Annotated in this window: 14 protein-coding genes; 8 read left to right on the top strand and 6 right to left on the bottom strand. The window is 72.4% G+C overall.

Going from position 1 to position 16,329, the window contains the following annotated elements:
• Positions 1–62 precede the first annotated feature (62 nt).
• The 3 genes from rpsT (at position 63) to ACH34Q_RS29875 (ending at position 1,397) form a co-directional block, all read left to right on the top strand.
• The gene (rpsT, locus tag ACH34Q_RS29885; protein WP_395986427.1) at positions 63–332 is read left to right on the top strand and encodes a 30S ribosomal protein S20; all 270 of its coding nucleotides are present in this window, start codon (positions 63–65) and stop codon (positions 330–332) included.
• Between the two features lie 104 nt (positions 333–436).
• Complete coding sequence (locus ACH34Q_RS29880) at positions 437–982, top strand: RNA 2'-phosphotransferase (protein ID WP_395986426.1); 546 nt, start codon at positions 437–439, stop codon at positions 980–982.
• Positions 983–992: 10 nt separating this feature from the next.
• Complete coding sequence (locus ACH34Q_RS29875) at positions 993–1,397, top strand: SRPBCC family protein (protein WP_395986425.1); 405 nt, start codon at positions 993–995, stop codon at positions 1,395–1,397.
• Here the strand turns inward: ACH34Q_RS29875 and holA are convergent.
• The 3 genes from holA to ACH34Q_RS29860 form a co-directional block, all read right to left on the bottom strand.
• Positions 1,375–2,349, bottom strand: coding sequence for a DNA polymerase III subunit delta (holA, locus tag ACH34Q_RS29870; protein ID WP_395986424.1), 975 nt, complete (start codon positions 2,347–2,349; stop codon positions 1,375–1,377). The genes ACH34Q_RS29875 and holA overlap by 23 nt on opposite strands.
• Before the next feature lie 156 nt (positions 2,350–2,505).
• Positions 2,506–4,815, bottom strand: coding sequence for a DNA internalization-related competence protein ComEC/Rec2 (locus tag ACH34Q_RS29865; RefSeq protein ID WP_395986423.1), 2,310 nt, complete (start codon positions 4,813–4,815; stop codon positions 2,506–2,508).
• Positions 4,812–5,369 carry a helix-hairpin-helix domain-containing protein gene (locus ACH34Q_RS29860; protein ID WP_395986422.1) on the bottom strand — a complete coding sequence of 186 codons (558 nt, stop codon included), beginning with the start codon at positions 5,367–5,369 and terminating at the stop codon, positions 4,812–4,814. The genes ACH34Q_RS29865 and ACH34Q_RS29860 overlap by 4 nt, the downstream gene beginning before the upstream one ends.
• Positions 5,370–5,592: 223 nt before the next feature.
• Here ACH34Q_RS29860 and ACH34Q_RS29855 point away from each other — a divergent pair, with 223 nt between their 5' ends.
• On the top strand, positions 5,593–5,901 hold the full coding sequence (locus tag ACH34Q_RS29855) for a hypothetical protein (protein ID WP_395986421.1): 309 nt from the start codon (positions 5,593–5,595) through the stop codon (positions 5,899–5,901).
• A gap of 22 nt (positions 5,902–5,923) precedes the next feature.
• Here ACH34Q_RS29855 and ACH34Q_RS29850 read toward each other — a convergent pair whose 3' ends face one another.
• From ACH34Q_RS29850 to hflX, 3 genes are all read right to left on the bottom strand, one after another.
• The gene (locus ACH34Q_RS29850) at positions 5,924–6,748 is read right to left on the bottom strand and encodes a DegV family protein (protein WP_395986420.1); all 825 of its coding nucleotides are present in this window, start codon (positions 6,746–6,748) and stop codon (positions 5,924–5,926) included.
• Positions 6,748–7,962, bottom strand: a complete 1,215-nt coding sequence (gene hutI, locus ACH34Q_RS29845) for an imidazolonepropionase (RefSeq protein ID WP_395986419.1) — start codon at positions 7,960–7,962, stop codon at positions 6,748–6,750. The genes ACH34Q_RS29850 and hutI overlap by 1 nt, the downstream gene beginning before the upstream one ends.
• 628 nt (positions 7,963–8,590) lie before the next feature.
• Positions 8,591–10,081 carry a GTPase HflX gene (gene hflX / locus ACH34Q_RS29840; RefSeq protein ID WP_395986418.1) on the bottom strand — a complete coding sequence of 497 codons (1,491 nt, stop codon included), beginning with the start codon at positions 10,079–10,081 and terminating at the stop codon, positions 8,591–8,593.
• 408 nt (positions 10,082–10,489) lie between these two features.
• On the opposite strand from hflX, the gene aceB reads away from it, so the two are divergent.
• The 4 genes from aceB to ACH34Q_RS29820 all read left to right on the top strand — a co-directional run bounded on the left by aceB (position 10,490) and on the right by ACH34Q_RS29820 (position 16,189).
• The gene (gene aceB, locus ACH34Q_RS29835; RefSeq protein ID WP_395986417.1) at positions 10,490–12,097 is read left to right on the top strand and encodes a malate synthase A; all 1,608 of its coding nucleotides are present in this window, start codon (positions 10,490–10,492) and stop codon (positions 12,095–12,097) included.
• Positions 12,098–12,183: 86 nt separating this feature from the next.
• Positions 12,184–13,647: an FAD-linked oxidase C-terminal domain-containing protein gene (locus tag ACH34Q_RS29830; RefSeq protein ID WP_395986416.1), complete on the top strand. Its 1,464-nt coding sequence runs from the start codon at positions 12,184–12,186 to the stop codon at positions 13,645–13,647.
• Entirely contained in the window at positions 13,647–14,900 is a 1,254-nt protein-coding gene (locus ACH34Q_RS29825; RefSeq protein WP_395986415.1) for an FAD-binding oxidoreductase, read from the top strand. Before ACH34Q_RS29830 ends, ACH34Q_RS29825 begins: the two co-directional genes overlap by 1 nt.
• Positions 14,900–16,189, top strand: coding sequence for a heterodisulfide reductase-related iron-sulfur binding cluster (locus ACH34Q_RS29820; protein ID WP_395986414.1), 1,290 nt, complete (start codon positions 14,900–14,902; stop codon positions 16,187–16,189). The genes ACH34Q_RS29825 and ACH34Q_RS29820 overlap by 1 nt, the downstream gene beginning before the upstream one ends.
• Positions 16,190–16,329 lie beyond the last annotated feature (140 nt).

Here is a 16,329-nt window from a genome sequence, read left to right as displayed (position 1 = left end):
TTGGAGCCTGTCGCCCGCTGCGCGGCAGGCCAGGATCGCAACCAAGGCTGAGGCACTACGACGTGGCTAACATCAAGTCCCAGATCAAGCGCAACAAGCAGAACGAGAAGGCCCGGCTGCGCAACAAGGCCGTCAAGTCCGAGTTGAAGACGGCGATCCGCCAGTTCCGTGAGGCCGCCGAGGCCGGCGACCTCGACAAGGCCGTCACGGCACAGCGCAACGCCGCCCGCAAGCTCGACAAGGCCGCGAGCAAGGGCGTCATCCACAAGAACCAGGCCGCCAACCGCAAGTCGGCGATCGCGAAGCGAACCGCCGCCCTGCAGGTCGGCTGAGAGCTCCACGACAGAGCCGCGGGTCCCCTTCGGGGGGCACCGCGGCTTCGTCATGCCCGGGAATCCCCGTCCCTGGCGAGTGATGGCCCCCTAAGCTAGAGATCATGGACGAGCGCCGTGTGGTGAAGGTCTCCAAGTACCTCTCCAAGCACCTGCGGCACCAGCCCGAGCGGATCGGCCTCACCCTCGACCCGGCCGGCTGGACCGCCGTGGCCGACCTGCTGGCCGCCACCGCCGCGCACGACTTCCCGATCACCCGCGACGAGCTCGCCCACGTCGTCGCGGCGAACGACAAGCAGCGCTTCGCGTTCGACGAGACCGGCGAGCGGATCCGGGCCAGCCAGGGCCACTCGATCCCGGTCGACCTCGACCTGCCCGCCGTCGCCCCGCCCGAGGTCCTCTTCCACGGCACCGTGGCCGGTTCCCTGCCCACCATCCGGCGGGACGGCCTGCTGCCCATGAACCGGCACGCCGTCCACCTGTCCCCCGACGAGGAGACGGCCACCCGCGTCGGCGCCCGCCGGGGCCGCCCGGTCGTCCTCACCGTCGACGCCGCCGGCATGGCCGCCGCGGGCCACGAGTTCCGCGTCAGCGCCAACGGGGTCTGGCTCGTCGACGCCGTCCCCCCACCTTTCCTCACCCTCCCCTGAACGGACGCGCATGCGCTTCGAGATCACCGTCGGCATCGACGCCGCCCCCGAAACGATCTGGGACCTGCTGATCGACATCGAGCACTGGCCGCGGATGACCGCATCGGTGACCCAGGCCCAGCGGCTGGACGACGGAGCGTTCGGGAAGGGCAGCCGGGTCCGCGTCGACCAGCCCAAGCTCCAGCCCGCCGTGTGGACGGTCACCGAGTTCGAACCCGGCCGATCGTTCGTCTGGGAGTCCCGTACGCCCGGGATCGTGACGACCGGCGCCCACATCGTCACCGACGACGGCGTCACATTGAGCCTCACGCAGAAGGGCGCGGCGGCTCCCCTGCTGGGGCTCCTGTACGGGCGCCTCATCCGGCGCTACGTCACGATGGAGGCCGAGGGCCTCAAGCGCCTGGCCGAGTCCTGATCCGCCGCGCCGCGATGATCTCGGCGACCGCCTTCTCCAGGGCGTACGCGGGGTCGGCCGCACCGCCCTTGACCTGAGCGTCCGCCTCCGCGACCGCGCTCAGCGCCCGCGCCACGCCCTCGCCCGACCAGCCCCGCAGCTGCCGCTGCACCCGGTCGACCCGCCACGGCGGCATGCCCAGCTCCTTGGCCAGCGACGGACCCCTCGCGCCGCGCGGCGCCCCGCCGACCTTGGCCAGGCCCCGGACGCCCTGCGCCAGCGCGCTGACGATCAGCACCGGCGCCACACCGGTCGACAGGGCCCAGCGCAGATGCTCCAGCGCCTCCGCCGGCTGCCCCTCGATCGCCTTGTCGGCCACCGCGAACCCGCTGACCTCGGCCCGCCCCCGGTAGTACCGGGCGACGGCCACGTCATCGACCTTGCCCCCGGTGTCGGCCACCAGCTGGCTGCACGCCCCGGCCAGCTCGCGCAGATCGTTGCCGACCGCGTCCAGCAGCCCGCGCGCCCCGTCCGCCGTGATCTTCCCCCCGGCCCGCCGGATCTCGGCCCGCACGAAGTCGATCCGGTCTCCCGGCTTGCTGACCTTGGGACACGACACCCGGCGCGCACCGGCCTTGGCCAGCCCGTCCACCAGCGCCTTCCCCTTGGCCCCGCCATGATGGACCGCCACCAGCGCCACTTCCTCGGCCGGCCGCTGCACGTACCTGAGCACCTCGGCGCTCAGGTCCTTGCCCAGGTCCTGGACCGCCCGCAGCACCAGCACCTTCCCGCTCCCGAACAGCGACGGCGACGTCAGCTCCGCCAGCCGCCCGGGCTCCAGCCCGCCCGGCCCCAGGTCGATCACCTCGGTCTCGGGATCGTCCGCCCGGGCCACGGCGACCACATCACCGATCGCCCGCTCCACGAGCAACTCTTCGTCCCCCACGATCAGGGTGATGGCATCAGCAGACACCCCAGCAGCATCCCACGCCCACCCCCTGTTCCAAGCCGCCCCCCGGCAGTGCTTGATGGCCCCGGCCTAGCAACACCGAGCACATCCCGTCCACGAGTCCGCGCCGTGAGTGGGCACGGCGCCGAGACGACCACGCGCCTCCGGCCCGGTGGGTGGTCAGTGGCGGGTCACAACGGCCAGGCCTCCGGCTGTACGGACGATGGCGACATCTCCCTCCTGGTCGGTGCGGTGGACGCGCATGCCGTGGCGTTTCAGGAGGTCGAGGGTGGCGGGGGCGGGGTGGCCGTAGTCGTTCTCCTTTCCGGCGGAGATGATCGACACCGAGGCACGGGCGGCCGCGAAGAAGGCCGGATCCTGGCGGCGAGCACCGTGGTGCGGGACCTTGAAGACCTGAACGGGCGGGACGCTCGGCGCCAATGCGCGCTGGGCCTCGACCTCGGCGTCGCCGCTGAGGAGGGCACTGAAACCGGGGCTGCGTGCCACCAGGACGATGCTGGCATTGTTCATCGCGGAACCCTCGTCGGCGGCCGAGAGAAGGGGCGCGTTCGGGGGCGGCCCCAGGACCGAGAGGGTGAGGTCGCCGACGCTCCAGTTCTGGCCCGCCTGTGCCGGGCGTACGGCCAGGCCATTGGTACGGCGGGCTTCCCGGCCGAAGCCCGACGCGGTGATCAGGACCATCCGGACCGTACGGCCACGCCTGACACCGGCGGTGCCGTCGATGTGGTCGGCATGCGGATGGGTGAGGACGAGCAGCGGTACGTCCCGTACGCCGAGGCGCGCCAGGCACTGGTCCACGGCACGGGGATCAGGTCCCGTGTCCACCACGACGCCTCTCCCCTGGCCGGCCGCCAGGATCAGGGCATCGCCCTGGCCGACGTCGCAGGCCACCAGCGTCCATCCGGGCGGGGGCCATCCGGGAGCCGCCATGCGCAGGCCGATGACGGCGACGAGGACTCCCGCCATGGCGGCGGCCGCGATCAGCCGTACCGGGCGGGAGCGCAGTACGAGCACCGCCACCGCCAGGGCGATGACCAGGCCGGCCGCCCCGAGGCCACCGCTCTTCCAGGGCAGGGTGGCGTACGGAAGGTCGGCCGCGGTACGGGCGATGCCGGTGATCCAGCCCACAGCCAACCCGGCGGGCCACACCAGCAACCGGGCCAGCGGCAGGGACACCAGCGCGACCACGGCGGCGAGCGCGCCCAGGAGCGTGGCGGGCGCGACCGCCGGGGCGGCCAGCAGGTTGGCGGCGACGGCGACCACTCCCACCTCCCCTGAGAGCATGACCAGGACGGGCGAGACCGCGACCTGTGCCGCCGCCGCGACCGCGAGCGCGTCGGCCAGCGGACCTGGCAGCCGCCGCCCCAGCCGCTCCCTCCATGCGGGGGCGAGTAGCAGCAGCCCCGCCGTGGCCAGCACCGACAGCGCGAACCCGTACGAGCGGGCCAGCGCGGGATCGATGAGGACCAGCACCAGCACGGCGGCGCCGAGCGCGGGCAGCCCCTGCCGTTGCCTTCCGGTCACCAGCGCGAGCAGGCCGATCAGCCCCATCACCGTCGCCCGGAGGACGCTGGGCTCCGGCCGCGCCACCACCACGAAGGCGAGGACCGCCAGAACGGCCAGCGGCGGCGCGCGCCGCCGTCCGAGCCCGGCGAACCGGCAGAGCCCGAGGACGGCCCCGATGATGATGGCGAGGTTCGCGCCGGAGACCACGAGGAGATGGGCCAGCCCCGCGGTGCGGAAGTCCTCCGCCAGCTCCGGATCGAGCCGCGAGGTATCGCCCACCACCATCCCGGGCAGCACCCCGCGCTGGTCGGGCGGCAGCCGTTCCACGGCCTCGCGCAGCTTCGCGCGTACCGACTCCGCGGCCCGCTGCACCGCCGACGGCCGCCCCAGTGCCCCCGGCGGTCCGCGTACGAAGATGACGGCGGCGAGTAACTCGGCCCGGCGGGGAGGGGCCAGGCTTCCGTTCAGCCGTGCCCGCTGGCTCGGCAGTGACCCCAGCCATCGGCGGTCATCGGCGACCAGCAGAACCGGTACCCGCACCCGTACGCGGTGGCCGCGGACATCGACGGCCTCGACCCTGGCCCTCATCAGGACCATCGGCCGCCCGGGACGTACCGCCGCCTGCGGATCGCTTGTGAGAACGACCTCGACCGTCGCCCTGCCTCGTTGTTGGGCAAGCTCGTGTACGGGCCCGGACCCCACTGCGGATGCCCGCATTCCAACGGCCATGGAGGAGGCCGCAACGCAGGCGAGCACGACCCCGGCCACCGTCCGCGACGCTGCCGCAGAGCTGCGGCTTCGCCTTGGCGAGAGCAGCATGAAGAGGGCCAGGACCGCTGCGGTCGCTGTGATCGTGTACGTGATGGCCGGAGGCGCCCCGATGGTGACGGCGGCGGCCAGCCATACCGCCATCGCCGGGACGACCAGGCGCAGGTCATGCCCAGGGCGCTCGTCCTCGCTCATACACGGACCAGGTTCCTGAGGTCGGCGAAGCGCCTGGCGCCGATGCCCGAGACCTCCTGGAGCTGGTCGACGGACCGGAACCCGCCGCGCTGGGTGCGGTAGTCGATGATGCGCTGGGCGAGGACGGGACCGACGCCCGGAAGCTGGTCCAGTTGCTGAACGGTCGCCGTGTTGAGATCCAGCGAGGTTCCGGCGGCTCCTGTCGTGGAGGAGGGAACGGCCGCGGGGACCGGAGCGCGTACACCGACAGGGATCTGCTCGCCGTCCACCAGCGTGCGGGCCAGGTTGAGCGCGCCCGTGTCGACGCCGGGACGCGTTCCGCCGGCGGATCTGATCGCGTCCGCTATCCGGGACCCCTTGGGCAGGGTGACCACCCCGGGCCGCCTCACCTTGCCGTGCACGTGAACGACCACCGTGCCGCCCTGGGCTTGCGCGGACGTTGCGGGGGTGGCCGGCGCAGGGGCCAGGGAGGGGCCGGCGGCCGGCTCGGGGCGTGGCCGGGCCATCCAGAGATAGCCGGCCGCGACCAGCGCGGCCAGCACTCCGAGCAGCACCAGAACGCGTGCTCCGGGCGCTCCCGGATCCAGCCGCCGGCCGAGAACGGCCCGTTCGATGAAGGCGCGCGCCCCGCCTGGAGGATCGGGCGATGACCGCAACCGCGTGGCCGGCGGAGCGTCCGCCGATGGCGGGTCCGTCTCGTCCCCGGAACGAGCCGCCTTATCGCGGGCTTCCGACCCATCACCTTCGGCCCGAGCCTGCCGATCGCCGCCGATCGAGATGACCTCCGCACCGCCACCGGAACGCGCGGTCCTGGCCCGCAGCACCGGCGACGCTGGAGACTTCCCCGCACGCGCGGCAGGCTCGGGGTGGGCCGTCCGGCGGCTTGTGGCCAGAGCCACGGGCGAACGGGGGGAGGTGGGCTTCTGGGGCGCCGTGGGCGGCGGGTTCGTCCCGCTCTCGGCCGGGGGGCCAGGGGTGTACGGGACGAGCCGTGGGGAGAGGGTTCTCAAGCGCATCGACTGGTCGGGACGCTTCATGCGTTCGACGGTATGGACGCGGGTGGCGGGGCGGGAGAGGGTCGGCTGACTGTGGATAACTCGCCGCGGAGTCAGAGGTGGGGGGCCACCACGACGCCGAGCATGCCGGGACCCACGTGGGCGCCGATGACGGGGCCGACTTCGCCTACGTAGACGTCCGCGACCTGGGGAATGCGGTCGCGGAGGCGGGCGGCGAGGGTTTCGGCTCGGGGACCGGCGGCCAGGTGCTGGATGCCGAGGTCGACGGGAAGGTCGCCCGCTCGGGCGACGGCCAGTTCCTCCAGGCGGGCGATGGCGCGGGAGGACGTACGGACCTTTTCCAGGGGGGCGATCCGGCCGTCGTCGATGCCGAGCAGGGGTTTGACCATGAGGGCGGAGCCGAGGAGGGAGGCGGCGGCGCCGATGCGGCCGCCACGGCGGAGATGTTCGAGGGTGTCGACGTAGAAGAGGGAGTGCGTGAGGCGGGCGCGGCGCTCGGCGGCGGCGGCCACCTCGGCGGGTGTTCCGCCCTGGAGGGCGGCCGCGGCGGCGGAGAGGGCGGCGAAGCCGAGGCCCATGCCGATGCTGCCCGAGTCGACGACATGGACCGGTACGGGGGCGTCCTTGGCGGCGAGGCGGGCGGCGTCCAGGGTGCCGGACATCGCGGCGGCGAGATGGACGGAGACGACGGCGGTCGCGCCGGCGGAGGCGGCGGCCTCGTAGGCGGCGGCGAAGCGGCCGGGGGCGGGACTGGAGGTCGTGGCGGGACGCTGGAGCGCCTCTGCGGTGCTGATCTCGTTCTCGTCGCGCAGCTCGGCGCCGACCGCGATCTGGAGCGGGACGAGGATCAGCCCGTGCCGTTCGGCGAGGCCGGGCGGGAGGTAGGCGGTGGAGTCGGTGACGACGGCGGTCGGCATCAGGGCTGGACGGGGACGCCGCCGCGCCAGACCCGCAGGGCGCGCAGGCCGAAGGCCCAGGCGAACGCGCCCTCGTGGTCGGCGTCCCACAGCACGATGTCGGCGAGCATGCCGGGAGCGAGCGTGCCGCGGTCGCGGGTCTGCAGGGCGGAGGCGCCGCCGAGGGTGGCGGCGCGCAGTGCTTCGGTGACGCTGAGCCCGAACATGGCGACGGACAGGCCGATGACCAGCGGCATGGACGTTATGCCGCACTGGCCCGGGTTGTGGTCGGTGCCGAGGGCGACGGTCACGCCGCGGTCGAGCATGGCGCGGACCGGGGCCGGCGGGCGGGCGCTGTTGAGCGCGCTGCCGGGGCAGACGGTGGCGGTGACGCCGGCGTGCGCGAGGGCCTTGATGTCGTCCTCGTTGGCCTGGGTGAGCAGGTCGGCGGAGGCGCAGCCGACCTCGGCGGCGACCTGGGCGGCGCCGACGCGCTCGTTGGCGCAGGCGTGCATCCGCGCCTTCAGGCCGGCGCGCTTGCCGGTGAGCAGGAGGGCGCGGGCCTCCTCGGCGGTGAAGTGGCCCTCGTCGCAGTAGACGTCGATGCCGTCGGCACCGGCCACGGCGGCGTCGCCGGCCCACTGGCGGACGGCCTCGATGTAGTCGCGGCGGCGGCCGAAGAACTCCGGCGGCAGGATGTGCGCGGCCAGGAACGTGGCGTGGATCCGGGGCATCGAGGGCTCGCCCTCCAGCGAGCGCAGCATCCGGATGTCGGCCAGCTCGCCGTCGCGGGTGAGGTGGTAGCCGGTCTTGGCCTCGACGGTGGTGGTGCCGGCGAGGATCCACTGGCGCAGACGCTCGCGGACGCCGTTGCACAGGGTCCAGGGGTCGGTGCCCCGGGTGACGGTCACGGTGGAGTTGACTCCGCCGCCCGCCGCGGCGATCGCCGAGTGCGAGGAGCCGCTGGTACGCATCGCGAGCTCGGCCCAGCGGTTGCCCGCGTAGACCGGATGGGCGTGCGCGTCGATCAGCCCGGGGGTGACGAGCCCGCCGCCGAGGTTCTCCACATGGTCGACGTCCACGATGTCGTCGATGATGCCGGGGACGCTCTGCGGGAGGTCCGAGGCGGGGCCGGCCCAGACGATGCGGTCGTCGTGGATGAGCACGGCGGCGTTGCTGCAGACATCGGTGCCGGTCCAGAGCCGGCCGATGTTCGTCAACAGCCGTACCGTCATCGCTTCACCGGCCTGTGTGGGTCATCGCACGACCCGGATACGGACCTGCCATGGACTGGGCCACCTGCTCTCGTTCCGGAACGCCGACTGGGTGCCGGCGGTTCACCACTGGAGGGTCTGGTGATCGAATGATCACCGGGAGCAACGAGACCGGAGATATCGGTTTCGTCACGGTAGTGCACTGGAGGCCCGGCCGACAACCTCTGTTCGGCGAACGCGGCCACCGCCGGAATGGTTCCTGGAGGCGGCCGGCGGCGGACGGGGCGGGCCGCACGTTACCGCAGGTCACCGAAGCAAGATGACCTGACAATGGTCGCACAATAGCAAATGGCCCCTACACCGTACGGTCATCGCGCATCGCCGCCCTCGCCCCACCTGGTCTTATGACCGTACGGATTCCAGGCCCGCCGTCAAGCGGAATCCAGAAAGCCGTCACCGTTCGGCGACCGCCATTTGGCTTTTCGCCCGATCAATTGCCCTATTTCGGACGACCTAGAACCGGCCACGGAACCTGGAACGGACTACCGCGCGAGCGCGTTACCTGCCGGGTGGGGCGACGCCGGAGGCGAGCCTCACCCGGCAGATCGCGAAGCGATGCCGCGCTCGCACGAGTACCTGGGCTAGGTCTTCAAGACACAGCGAGATCCTCGTACCGCTCCAGGTCGGCGGCGAGGTCGGCGGACACGCGGGCGTGCAGGACGGTGCCCTCGGCCACGTGCTCCTGCTTGAGCACCTCGCCGCGCTCGTGGATCTGGGCGACCAGGTCGCCCCGCTCGTACGGCAGCAGGACGTGCAACTCGCGCTCCAGGCCCGGCAGGTCGGCCTCGATGGCCTCGCGGAGCCGCTGGAGCCCCGCGCCGGTACGGGCCGAGACCACCACGTTGTGCGGCTCGCGGCGGCGCAGCCGGGCGATGGTCAGGTCGTCGGCGGCGTCGGCCTTGTTGATGACGATGATCTCGGGGATCCCGTCGGCGCCGATCTCGCGCAGCACCTCGCGCACCGCGTCGATCTGCGACTCGGGATCGGCGTCGGAGCCGTCCACCACGTGCAGGATCAGTCCCGCGTCGGTGACCTCCTCCAGCGTGGAGCGGAACGCCTCCACGAGCTGGTGCGGCAGGTGCCGGACGAACCCGACGGTGTCGGCCAGCGTGTAGGCGCGGCCGCCCGGGGTCTCGGCCCGGCGGACGGTGGGGTCGAGGGTGGCGAACAGCGCGTTCTCCACCAGGACGCCCGCCCCGGTCAGCCGGTTGAGCAGCGAGGACTTGCCGGCGTTGGTGTAGCCGGCGATGGCCACGGCGGGCACCTGGTGGCGGCGGCGCTCGCCGCGCTTGGTGTCGCGCGCCTTGGACATGCCCGCGATCTGGCGGCGCAGCTTGGCCATCCGGGTCCGGATCCGGCGCCGGTCCAGCTCGATCTTGGTCTCACCGGGGCCGCGGCCGCCGATGCCCACACCGCCGGCGGCGCGCCCGCCGACCTGCCGGGACAGGTTGCCGCCCCAGCCGCGCAGCCGCGGCAGCAGGTAGTCGAGCTGGGCCAGCTCGACCTGGGCCTTGCCCTCGCGGCTCTTGGCGTGCTGGGCGAAGATGTCGAGGATCAGCGCGGTCCGGTCGATCACCTTGACCTTGACCGTCTCCTCCAGGTGGCGCAGCTGGCTGGGGGCCAGCTCGCCGTCGCAGATGACGGTGTCGGCGCCGGTGGAGATCACGACGTCGCGCAGCTCGTCGGCCTTGCCCGAGCCGATGTAGGTGGCGGGGTCGGGCCGTACGCGGCGCTGGATGAGGGCCTCGAGCACCTCGGAGCCGGCGGTCTCGGCGAGCAGGGCCAGCTCGCGCAGCGAGTTCTCGGCCATCTGGGCGGTGCCCTCGGTCCAGACGCCGACCAGGACGACCCGCTCCAGCCGGAGCGAGCGGTACTCGACCTCGGTGACGTCGGTCAGCTCGGTGGACAGCCCGGCGACGCGGCGCAGCGCGCGCCGCTCCTCGAGCTCGAGCTCGCCGTCGGCGCCCTCGATGTCAGGGCCGAACCCGGCGTCGTCGGCGTCGGAGCCGAACGAGGGGTCCTCGAACGTGTCGGTCACTCGGGTCTCTCGGCCTTCGTCTTCGGAAAAGGTTCGCGTCATATGTCCTCTGTCAACGCCGCAGGGCGGCTGAGTCTTCCCCCGGCCGTCCCTGCCGTGGTCCGCCGGGCGATCGTCTCACGCGGGTTCGCGGAGGTCACCCGATTATCCCCCTCCGCCCGGTTCCCCGCGATGCCGTACGACCAGGGAGAACATCCGGTGCCCGGCGCGTATGCCGGCCGGGGCGGTTGACGGGTGGGTGGAGGGAAGACCGCCTGCGTGGGCTCCGGCGGGACCGCCCGGCCGAACCGGCCGCCGAACGGGTGCCGGACGGGCGGGGGCGCTTTGACCGGGGGCGGTACCGCCGAGTAGCGTTCTCCACATAACAGAAGTTGAATTTCGGCATACGAAATTAGCTCAGCACGGCACGACACGGACCAGCACGGCACACGGACACGAAAGGGCAGGCAGATGGCTGCACTCGATGGGATCCAGGTCAACGGGACCCTCCACGACCGATACGACGAGATCCTGACCCCCGAGGCGCTCGGCCTGCTCGCCGCCCTGCAGCGCGCGTTCGGCGCCCGCCGCGAGGAGCTGCTCCAGGCCCGCGCCGAGCGGCAGCGGCGGCTGTCGGCGGGCGGCACGCTGGACTTCCTGCCGGAGACGGCGGACGTCCGCGCGGACGAGGGCTGGCGGGTCGCCGACCCGGCGCCGGGCCTGGAGGACCGCCGGGTCGAGATCACCGGCCCGACCGACCGGAAGATGACCATCAACGCGCTCAACTCGGGCGCCAAGGTGTGGCTGGCCGACTTCGAGGACGCCAACACCCCGCTGTGGAACAACATGGTCGAGGGGCAGCTCAACCTGCGCGACGCCCTCGACCGGACGATCGACTTCACCGACCCCAAGAGCGGCAAGTCGTACGCGCTCAAGGACGACGGCGAGCTGGCGACGATCGTGGTGCGGCCGCGCGGCTGGCACATGGAGGAGAAGCACCTGCTGATCGACGGGGAGCCGATGTCGGGCTCGCTGTTCGACTTCGGCCTGTACGTCTTCCACAGCGCGCGGCGGCAGCTGGACAAGGGCAAGGGCCCGTACTTCTACCTGCCGAAGATGGAGAGCCACCTGGAGGCGCGGCTCTGGAACGACGCGTTCAACCTGGCCCAGGACGCGCTGGAGATCCCGCGCGGCACCATCCGGGCCACCGTGCTGATCGAGACGATCCCGGCCGCGTTCGAGATGGAGGAGATCCTCTACGAGCTGCGCGAGCACTCCGCCGGGCTGAACGCGGGCCGCTGGGACTACCTGTTCTCGGTGATCAAGAAGTTCCGGGACCGGGGCCGCTCGTTCGTGCTGCCCGAGCGGAACGCGATCACGATGACCGCGCCGTTCATGCGCGCCTACACCGAGCTGCTGGTGCGCACCTGCCACAAGCGCGGCGCGCACGCGATCGGCGGCATGGCGGCGTTCATCCCGTCCCGCCGGGACGAGGCGGTCAACAAGGTCGCGCTGGAGAAGGTGCGGGCCGACAAGACGCGCGAGTCGGGCGACGGGTTCGACGGGTCCTGGGTGGCCCACCCCGACCTGGTGCCGATCTGCCGCGAGGTCTTCGACGGCGTGCTCGGCGACCGGCCCAACCAGCGCGAACGGCTGCGCGAGGACGTCACGGTCTCGGCCGCCGACCTGCTGAACGTCGCGGCGACGCCGGGCGACATCACCGAGACCAGCCTGCGCAACAACATCGACGTGGCGCTGCGCTACCTGGCCACCTGGCTGGACGGTGCGGGCGCGGTGGCGATCCACAACCTGATGGAGGACGCCGCGACCGCGGAGATCTCCCGCTCCCAGGTGTGGCAGTGGATCTACAACGAGGTCCAGCTCAAGGACGGGCCGAAGGTCGGCAGGGAGCTGGTCGAGCGGCTGCTCGAGGAGGAGCTCGGCAAGATCCGCGAGGAGCTCGGCGAGGCGTACAACGCGCCGCGCTACGAGCAGGCGGTGGCCCTGTTCAAGGAGGTCACGCTGGCCGAGGAGTACTCGGAGTTCCTCACGACCCCGGCGTACGAGCGGATGCCCTGACCCCCTGGTGCCGCCCGCGTCCCCCGGGCGCGGGCGGCACCGGCCCGATCTTGCGGTCGGGAACGCACGGGAGCATGGTGGACACGATGGAACAGGCACCCCCCGCACTCCGGGCGCTGGCCGGGCGATTCGCGCGGCTGCTGGGGCCCGGAGCGGTGATCTCCGATCCGGTACGGCTGCGCACCTATGACTGCGACGGCCTGACGACCCACCGGGCCACTCCCGGGCTGGTCGTGCTGCCCGAGACGGCCGAGCAGGTCGCGGCCGTCGTGCGCGCGTGCGTCGATGCCGGGATCCCGTACGTGGCGCGCGGGTCGGGCACCGGCCTGTCCGGCGGCGCGCTGCCCCGGACCGACGGGGTGCTCATCGTGACCTCCCGGATGCGCCGGATCCTGGAGATCGACATCGCGAACCGGCGGGCGGTCGTCGAGCCGGGCGTGATCAACCTGGACGTGTCGAAGGCGGCCCGGCCGTACGGCTACTACTTCGCGCCCGACCCGTCCAGCCAGCAGATCTGCTCGGTCGGCGGGAACGTGGCCGAGAACAGCGGCGGCGCGCACTGCCTGAAGTACGGGTTCACCGCGCACCACGTGCTGGCCTGCGAGATCGTCACCCCGGACGGCGAGATCACCGAGCTGTCGCTGGACGGCGCCGGCTACGACCTGCTGGGCGTGTTCGTCGGCGCGGAGGGCACGCTCGGCATCACCACCAAGATCACGGTACGGCTGACCCGCGTCCCGGAGACCGTGCAGACGCTGCTGGCGGCGTTCGGCTCGATCGAGGCCGGCGGTACGGCGGTGTCGGCGATCATCGGGGCCGGGATGGTGCCGGCCGCGATCGAGATGATGGACGCGCTGTCGATCGAGGCGGCCGAGGCGTCCGTGAGCTGCGGTTACCCGCCCGGTGCGGGCGCGGTGCTGATCGTGGAGCTGGACGGCCCGGCGGCCGAGGTGGGGCACCAGTTCGCCGAGGTGGAGCGGCTGTGCCGGGAGGCGGGCGCGTTCGAGATCCGGGTCGCCGCCGGGGACGCCGAGCGGGCGCTGATCTGGAAGGGCCGCAAGTCGGCGTTCGCGGCGGTGGGCCGGATCAGCCCGGCCTACCTCGTCCAGGACGGCGTCATCCCGCGGACCTCGCTGCCCGAGGTGCTGGCGGGGATCGACGCGCTGTCGGCCGCGTCGGGCGTACGGGTCGCGAACGTGTTCCACGCCGGTGACGGCAACCTGCATCCGCTGGTGCTGTTCGACGACGCCGAGGAGGGCGCCGCCGAGCGGGCCGAGGAGGTCTCGGGGCGGATCCTCGACCTGTGCATCGAGCACGGCGGGTCGATCACCGGGGAGCACGGGGTGGGGGTGGACAAGTCGCGCTACATGCCCCGGATGTTCACCGAGACCGATCTCGACACGATGCAGATGGTGCGGTGCGGTTTCGATCCGGCCGGGCTGTGCAATCCGGGCAAGGTGTTCCCGACACCGCGGCTGTGCGGCGAGGTGCCGGGGTTCCGCAAGGGTGTGCATCCGCTGGTCGAGCAGGGGAAGGCGGAGCAGTTCTGATGGGCGGCCCTGAAGGTTCGGCAGGCGGCCCCCCGGGCGCCGGAGCGCTGGACGCGCTCGCGAAGGTCTGCGGCGACGTCCGGCCGGGCGAGCCCGAGGAGGGCGTGCTCGGCGTCGTCCCGGCCGTCGTGGCCGCGCCGGCGACCGTGGCGGAGGCGGCCGAGGTGATGCGGACGGCCGCCGCGAAGGGCCTGGCCGTCGTTCCGCGCGGCGGGGAGAGCCGGCTCGACTGGGGCACGCCGCCGCGGCGCTGCGATCTGCTGCTGGACACCGCCCGCCTGGACCGCGTGATCGAGCACGCGGCCGGTGATCTGGTCGTGAAGGCCGAGGCGGGCCTGCCGGTGGAACGGCTCGCCGAGGCCCTGGCCGAGCGGGGGCAGCGGCTCGCGCTCGACACCCCGCTGCCGGGCTCCACGATCGGCGGGACGGTCGCCACGGCCGCCGCCGGGCCGCTGCGCCTGCTGTACGGGACGCCCCGCGACCTGGTCATCGGCCTCACGGTGATCCGCGCGGACGGCCAGGTGGCCCGTTCCGGCGGCAAGGTCGTCAAGAACGTGGCGGGATACGACCTGGGCCGACTGTTCAGCGGCTCGTCCGGGACGCTCGGGCTGATCGTGGAGGCGACGTTCCGGCTCCATCCGATCCCGGCGGCCCGCGCGTACATCACCTGCCGCTTGCCCGATGCCACGCGCGCGTACGAGGCGGTCCAAGCGGTGCTGCACTCCCCCACCGCCCCAAGCGCCGTCGAGGTCGTCTCCCCAGCGGGGAGCGGCATCACGCTAGGGGTCCTCCTGGAAGGGATACCGGAGGGTGTGGCGGCCCGTACGGGACAGATCACCAGCCTCTTGGGCACGGACGCGCAGACGGCCGACGAGCCTCCCGAGTGGTGGGGCGTCTATCCGGACGGGACGACCCTGATCGACGTGACCGCCCCGCCTACGGCGCTGCCCCTTCTCCTCAAGGAGCAGGCCGAAAACGAACAGGCCGGAGGGGTCTCCCTCACATGGTCCGCGGACGGGCGCGGCTACATGGGGGTGTCGCCTGAAGCGACGCCCGAGCACATCGCAGGGACTCTTGAACGCCTCCGGGAGCACCCGGGTGGCGGGGCGGTGGTGCGTTACGCCCCCGAGGCCGTACGGAACGCGATCGACCTGTGGGGGCCCGTGCCCGCGTTCTCCCTGATGCGAAGGGTCAAGGACCAGTTCGATCCGGAGCACCGGTTGTCCCCTGGCCGTTTCGTGGGAGGGCTTTGATGGCGATGAACGACGAGGACCTGCCCAAGCTGCTCGGCGACTGCGTCCACTGCGGGTTCTGCTTGCCGACGTGCCCCACCTACGTCCTGTGGGGCGAGGAGATGGACTCCCCTCGCGGGCGCATCCACCTGATGGAGCAGAACCTGGAGGGCGCCCCGCTGTCGGCGCCGATGGTGCAGCACTTCGACCAGTGCCTCGGTTGCATGGCATGCGTGACCGCGTGCCCGTCCGGCGTCCAGTACGACAAGCTCATCGAGACGACCCGCGCCAAGGTGGAGAGGGAGCATCCGCGCTCGCTCCCCGAACGGGCCTTCCGCGAGACGATCTTCCAGCTGTTCCCGTACCCGAGGCGTCTGCGCGCCTTGCGAGGACCGCTCCGCGCGTACCAGAAGGCGGGTCTGGACCGCCTCGTACGGCGCAGCGGCCTGCTGGAACGGCTGTCCCCGTCCCTGGCGGCGATGGAACGGCTCGCACCGCCGCTGGGCCCCTCGCCCAAGCTTCCCGAACGCGTCGCCGCGCGCGGAGAGCGCCGGGCCACCGTGGGCATGCTCACGGGTTGCGTCCAGCGCGAGTTCTTCCCGGGGGTGAACGCCGCGACGGCGCGCGTACTGGCCATGGAGGGCTGCGACGTCGTCATCCCCAAGGCCCAGGGCTGCTGCGGGGCACTGTCACTGCACTCGGGCCGTGAAGAGGAGGCCAGGGCGTTCGCGCGCCGTACGGTCGTGGCGTTCGAGGCGGTCGACGTGATCGTGGTGAACGCGGCGGGCTGCGGATCGGCGATGAAGGAGTACCGCGACCTGCTCTCCGACGATCCGGAATGGGCCGGCCGGGCGGAAGCACTGTCGGCCAAGACGCGGGACCTCGCCGAGTACCTCGGCGAACTCGGTCCCCGCGCGCCCCGGCGGCCGGTTCCGGTCACGATCGCCTATCACGACGCCTGCCACCTCTCCCACGCCCAGGGCATCAGGGCCGAGCCGCGCGCGCTGCTCGCCGGGATTCCGGAGCTGACGATCAAGGAGATCGCCGACCCGGAGATCTGCTGTGGCTCGGCCGGGACCTACAACCTGTTCCAGCCGGAGGCGGCCGGCCGGCTCGGCGACCGCAAGGCGGCGGACGTCCGGGCCACCGAGGCGGAACTGCTGGTCGCGGCCAACCCGGGCTGCTCGATGCAGATCGCGACGGCGCTGGAGCGGCAGGGCGTCCGGCTCCCGGTCGCGCACACGGCCGAGGTCCTGGACGCGTCCCTGCGGGGCCTCGGACGGGCCGCGCTGCTCGGCCGTTCCGGCTGACGCGACGGCACCCTCGGCCGCGCGCCCGTCCGGCCTGAAAACACTCAATGACGGACATATTCGTATCAATCGGTCGTCCTGTATCGTTGGCTGCCCGCCAAGAAAGGTTGTACTTACCGACCGGAGAGGCCGAGGAGTAC

The organism is Actinomadura sp. 9N407 (genome assembly GCF_044326315.1).
Lineage (GTDB): Bacteria > Actinomycetota > Actinomycetes > Streptosporangiales > Streptosporangiaceae > Spirillospora.
This window is presented reverse-complemented; position numbering and strand designations above follow the sequence as displayed.

Bases quoted from the DNA above. Each gene is read 5' to 3' on its own strand.
- ACH34Q_RS29880 (WP_395986426.1), top strand. From the start codon at position 437: ATGGACGAGCGCCGTGTGGTGAAGGTCTCCAAGTACCTCTCCAAGCAC.
- ACH34Q_RS29875 (WP_395986425.1), top strand. From the start codon at position 993: ATGCGCTTCGAGATCACCGTCGGCATCGACGCCGCCCCCGAAACGATC.
- ACH34Q_RS29865 (WP_395986423.1), bottom strand. From the start codon at position 4,815: ATGAGCGAGGACGAGCGCCCTGGGCATGACCTGCGCCTGGTCGTCCCG.
- ACH34Q_RS29855 (WP_395986421.1), top strand. From the start codon at position 5,593: ATGACCTCCGCACCGCCACCGGAACGCGCGGTCCTGGCCCGCAGCACC.
- ACH34Q_RS29850 (WP_395986420.1), bottom strand. From the start codon at position 6,748: ATGCCGACCGCCGTCGTCACCGACTCCACCGCCTACCTCCCGCCCGGC.
- hutI (WP_395986419.1), bottom strand. From the start codon at position 7,962: ATGACGGTACGGCTGTTGACGAACATCGGCCGGCTCTGGACCGGCACC.
- hflX (WP_395986418.1), bottom strand. From the start codon at position 10,081: ATGACGCGAACCTTTTCCGAAGACGAAGGCCGAGAGACCCGAGTGACC.
- aceB (WP_395986417.1), top strand. From the start codon at position 10,490: ATGGCTGCACTCGATGGGATCCAGGTCAACGGGACCCTCCACGACCGA.
- ACH34Q_RS29830 (WP_395986416.1), top strand. From the start codon at position 12,184: ATGGAACAGGCACCCCCCGCACTCCGGGCGCTGGCCGGGCGATTCGCG.
- ACH34Q_RS29825 (WP_395986415.1), top strand. From the start codon at position 13,647: ATGGGCGGCCCTGAAGGTTCGGCAGGCGGCCCCCCGGGCGCCGGAGCG.
- ACH34Q_RS29820 (WP_395986414.1), top strand. From the start codon at position 14,900: ATGGCGATGAACGACGAGGACCTGCCCAAGCTGCTCGGCGACTGCGTC.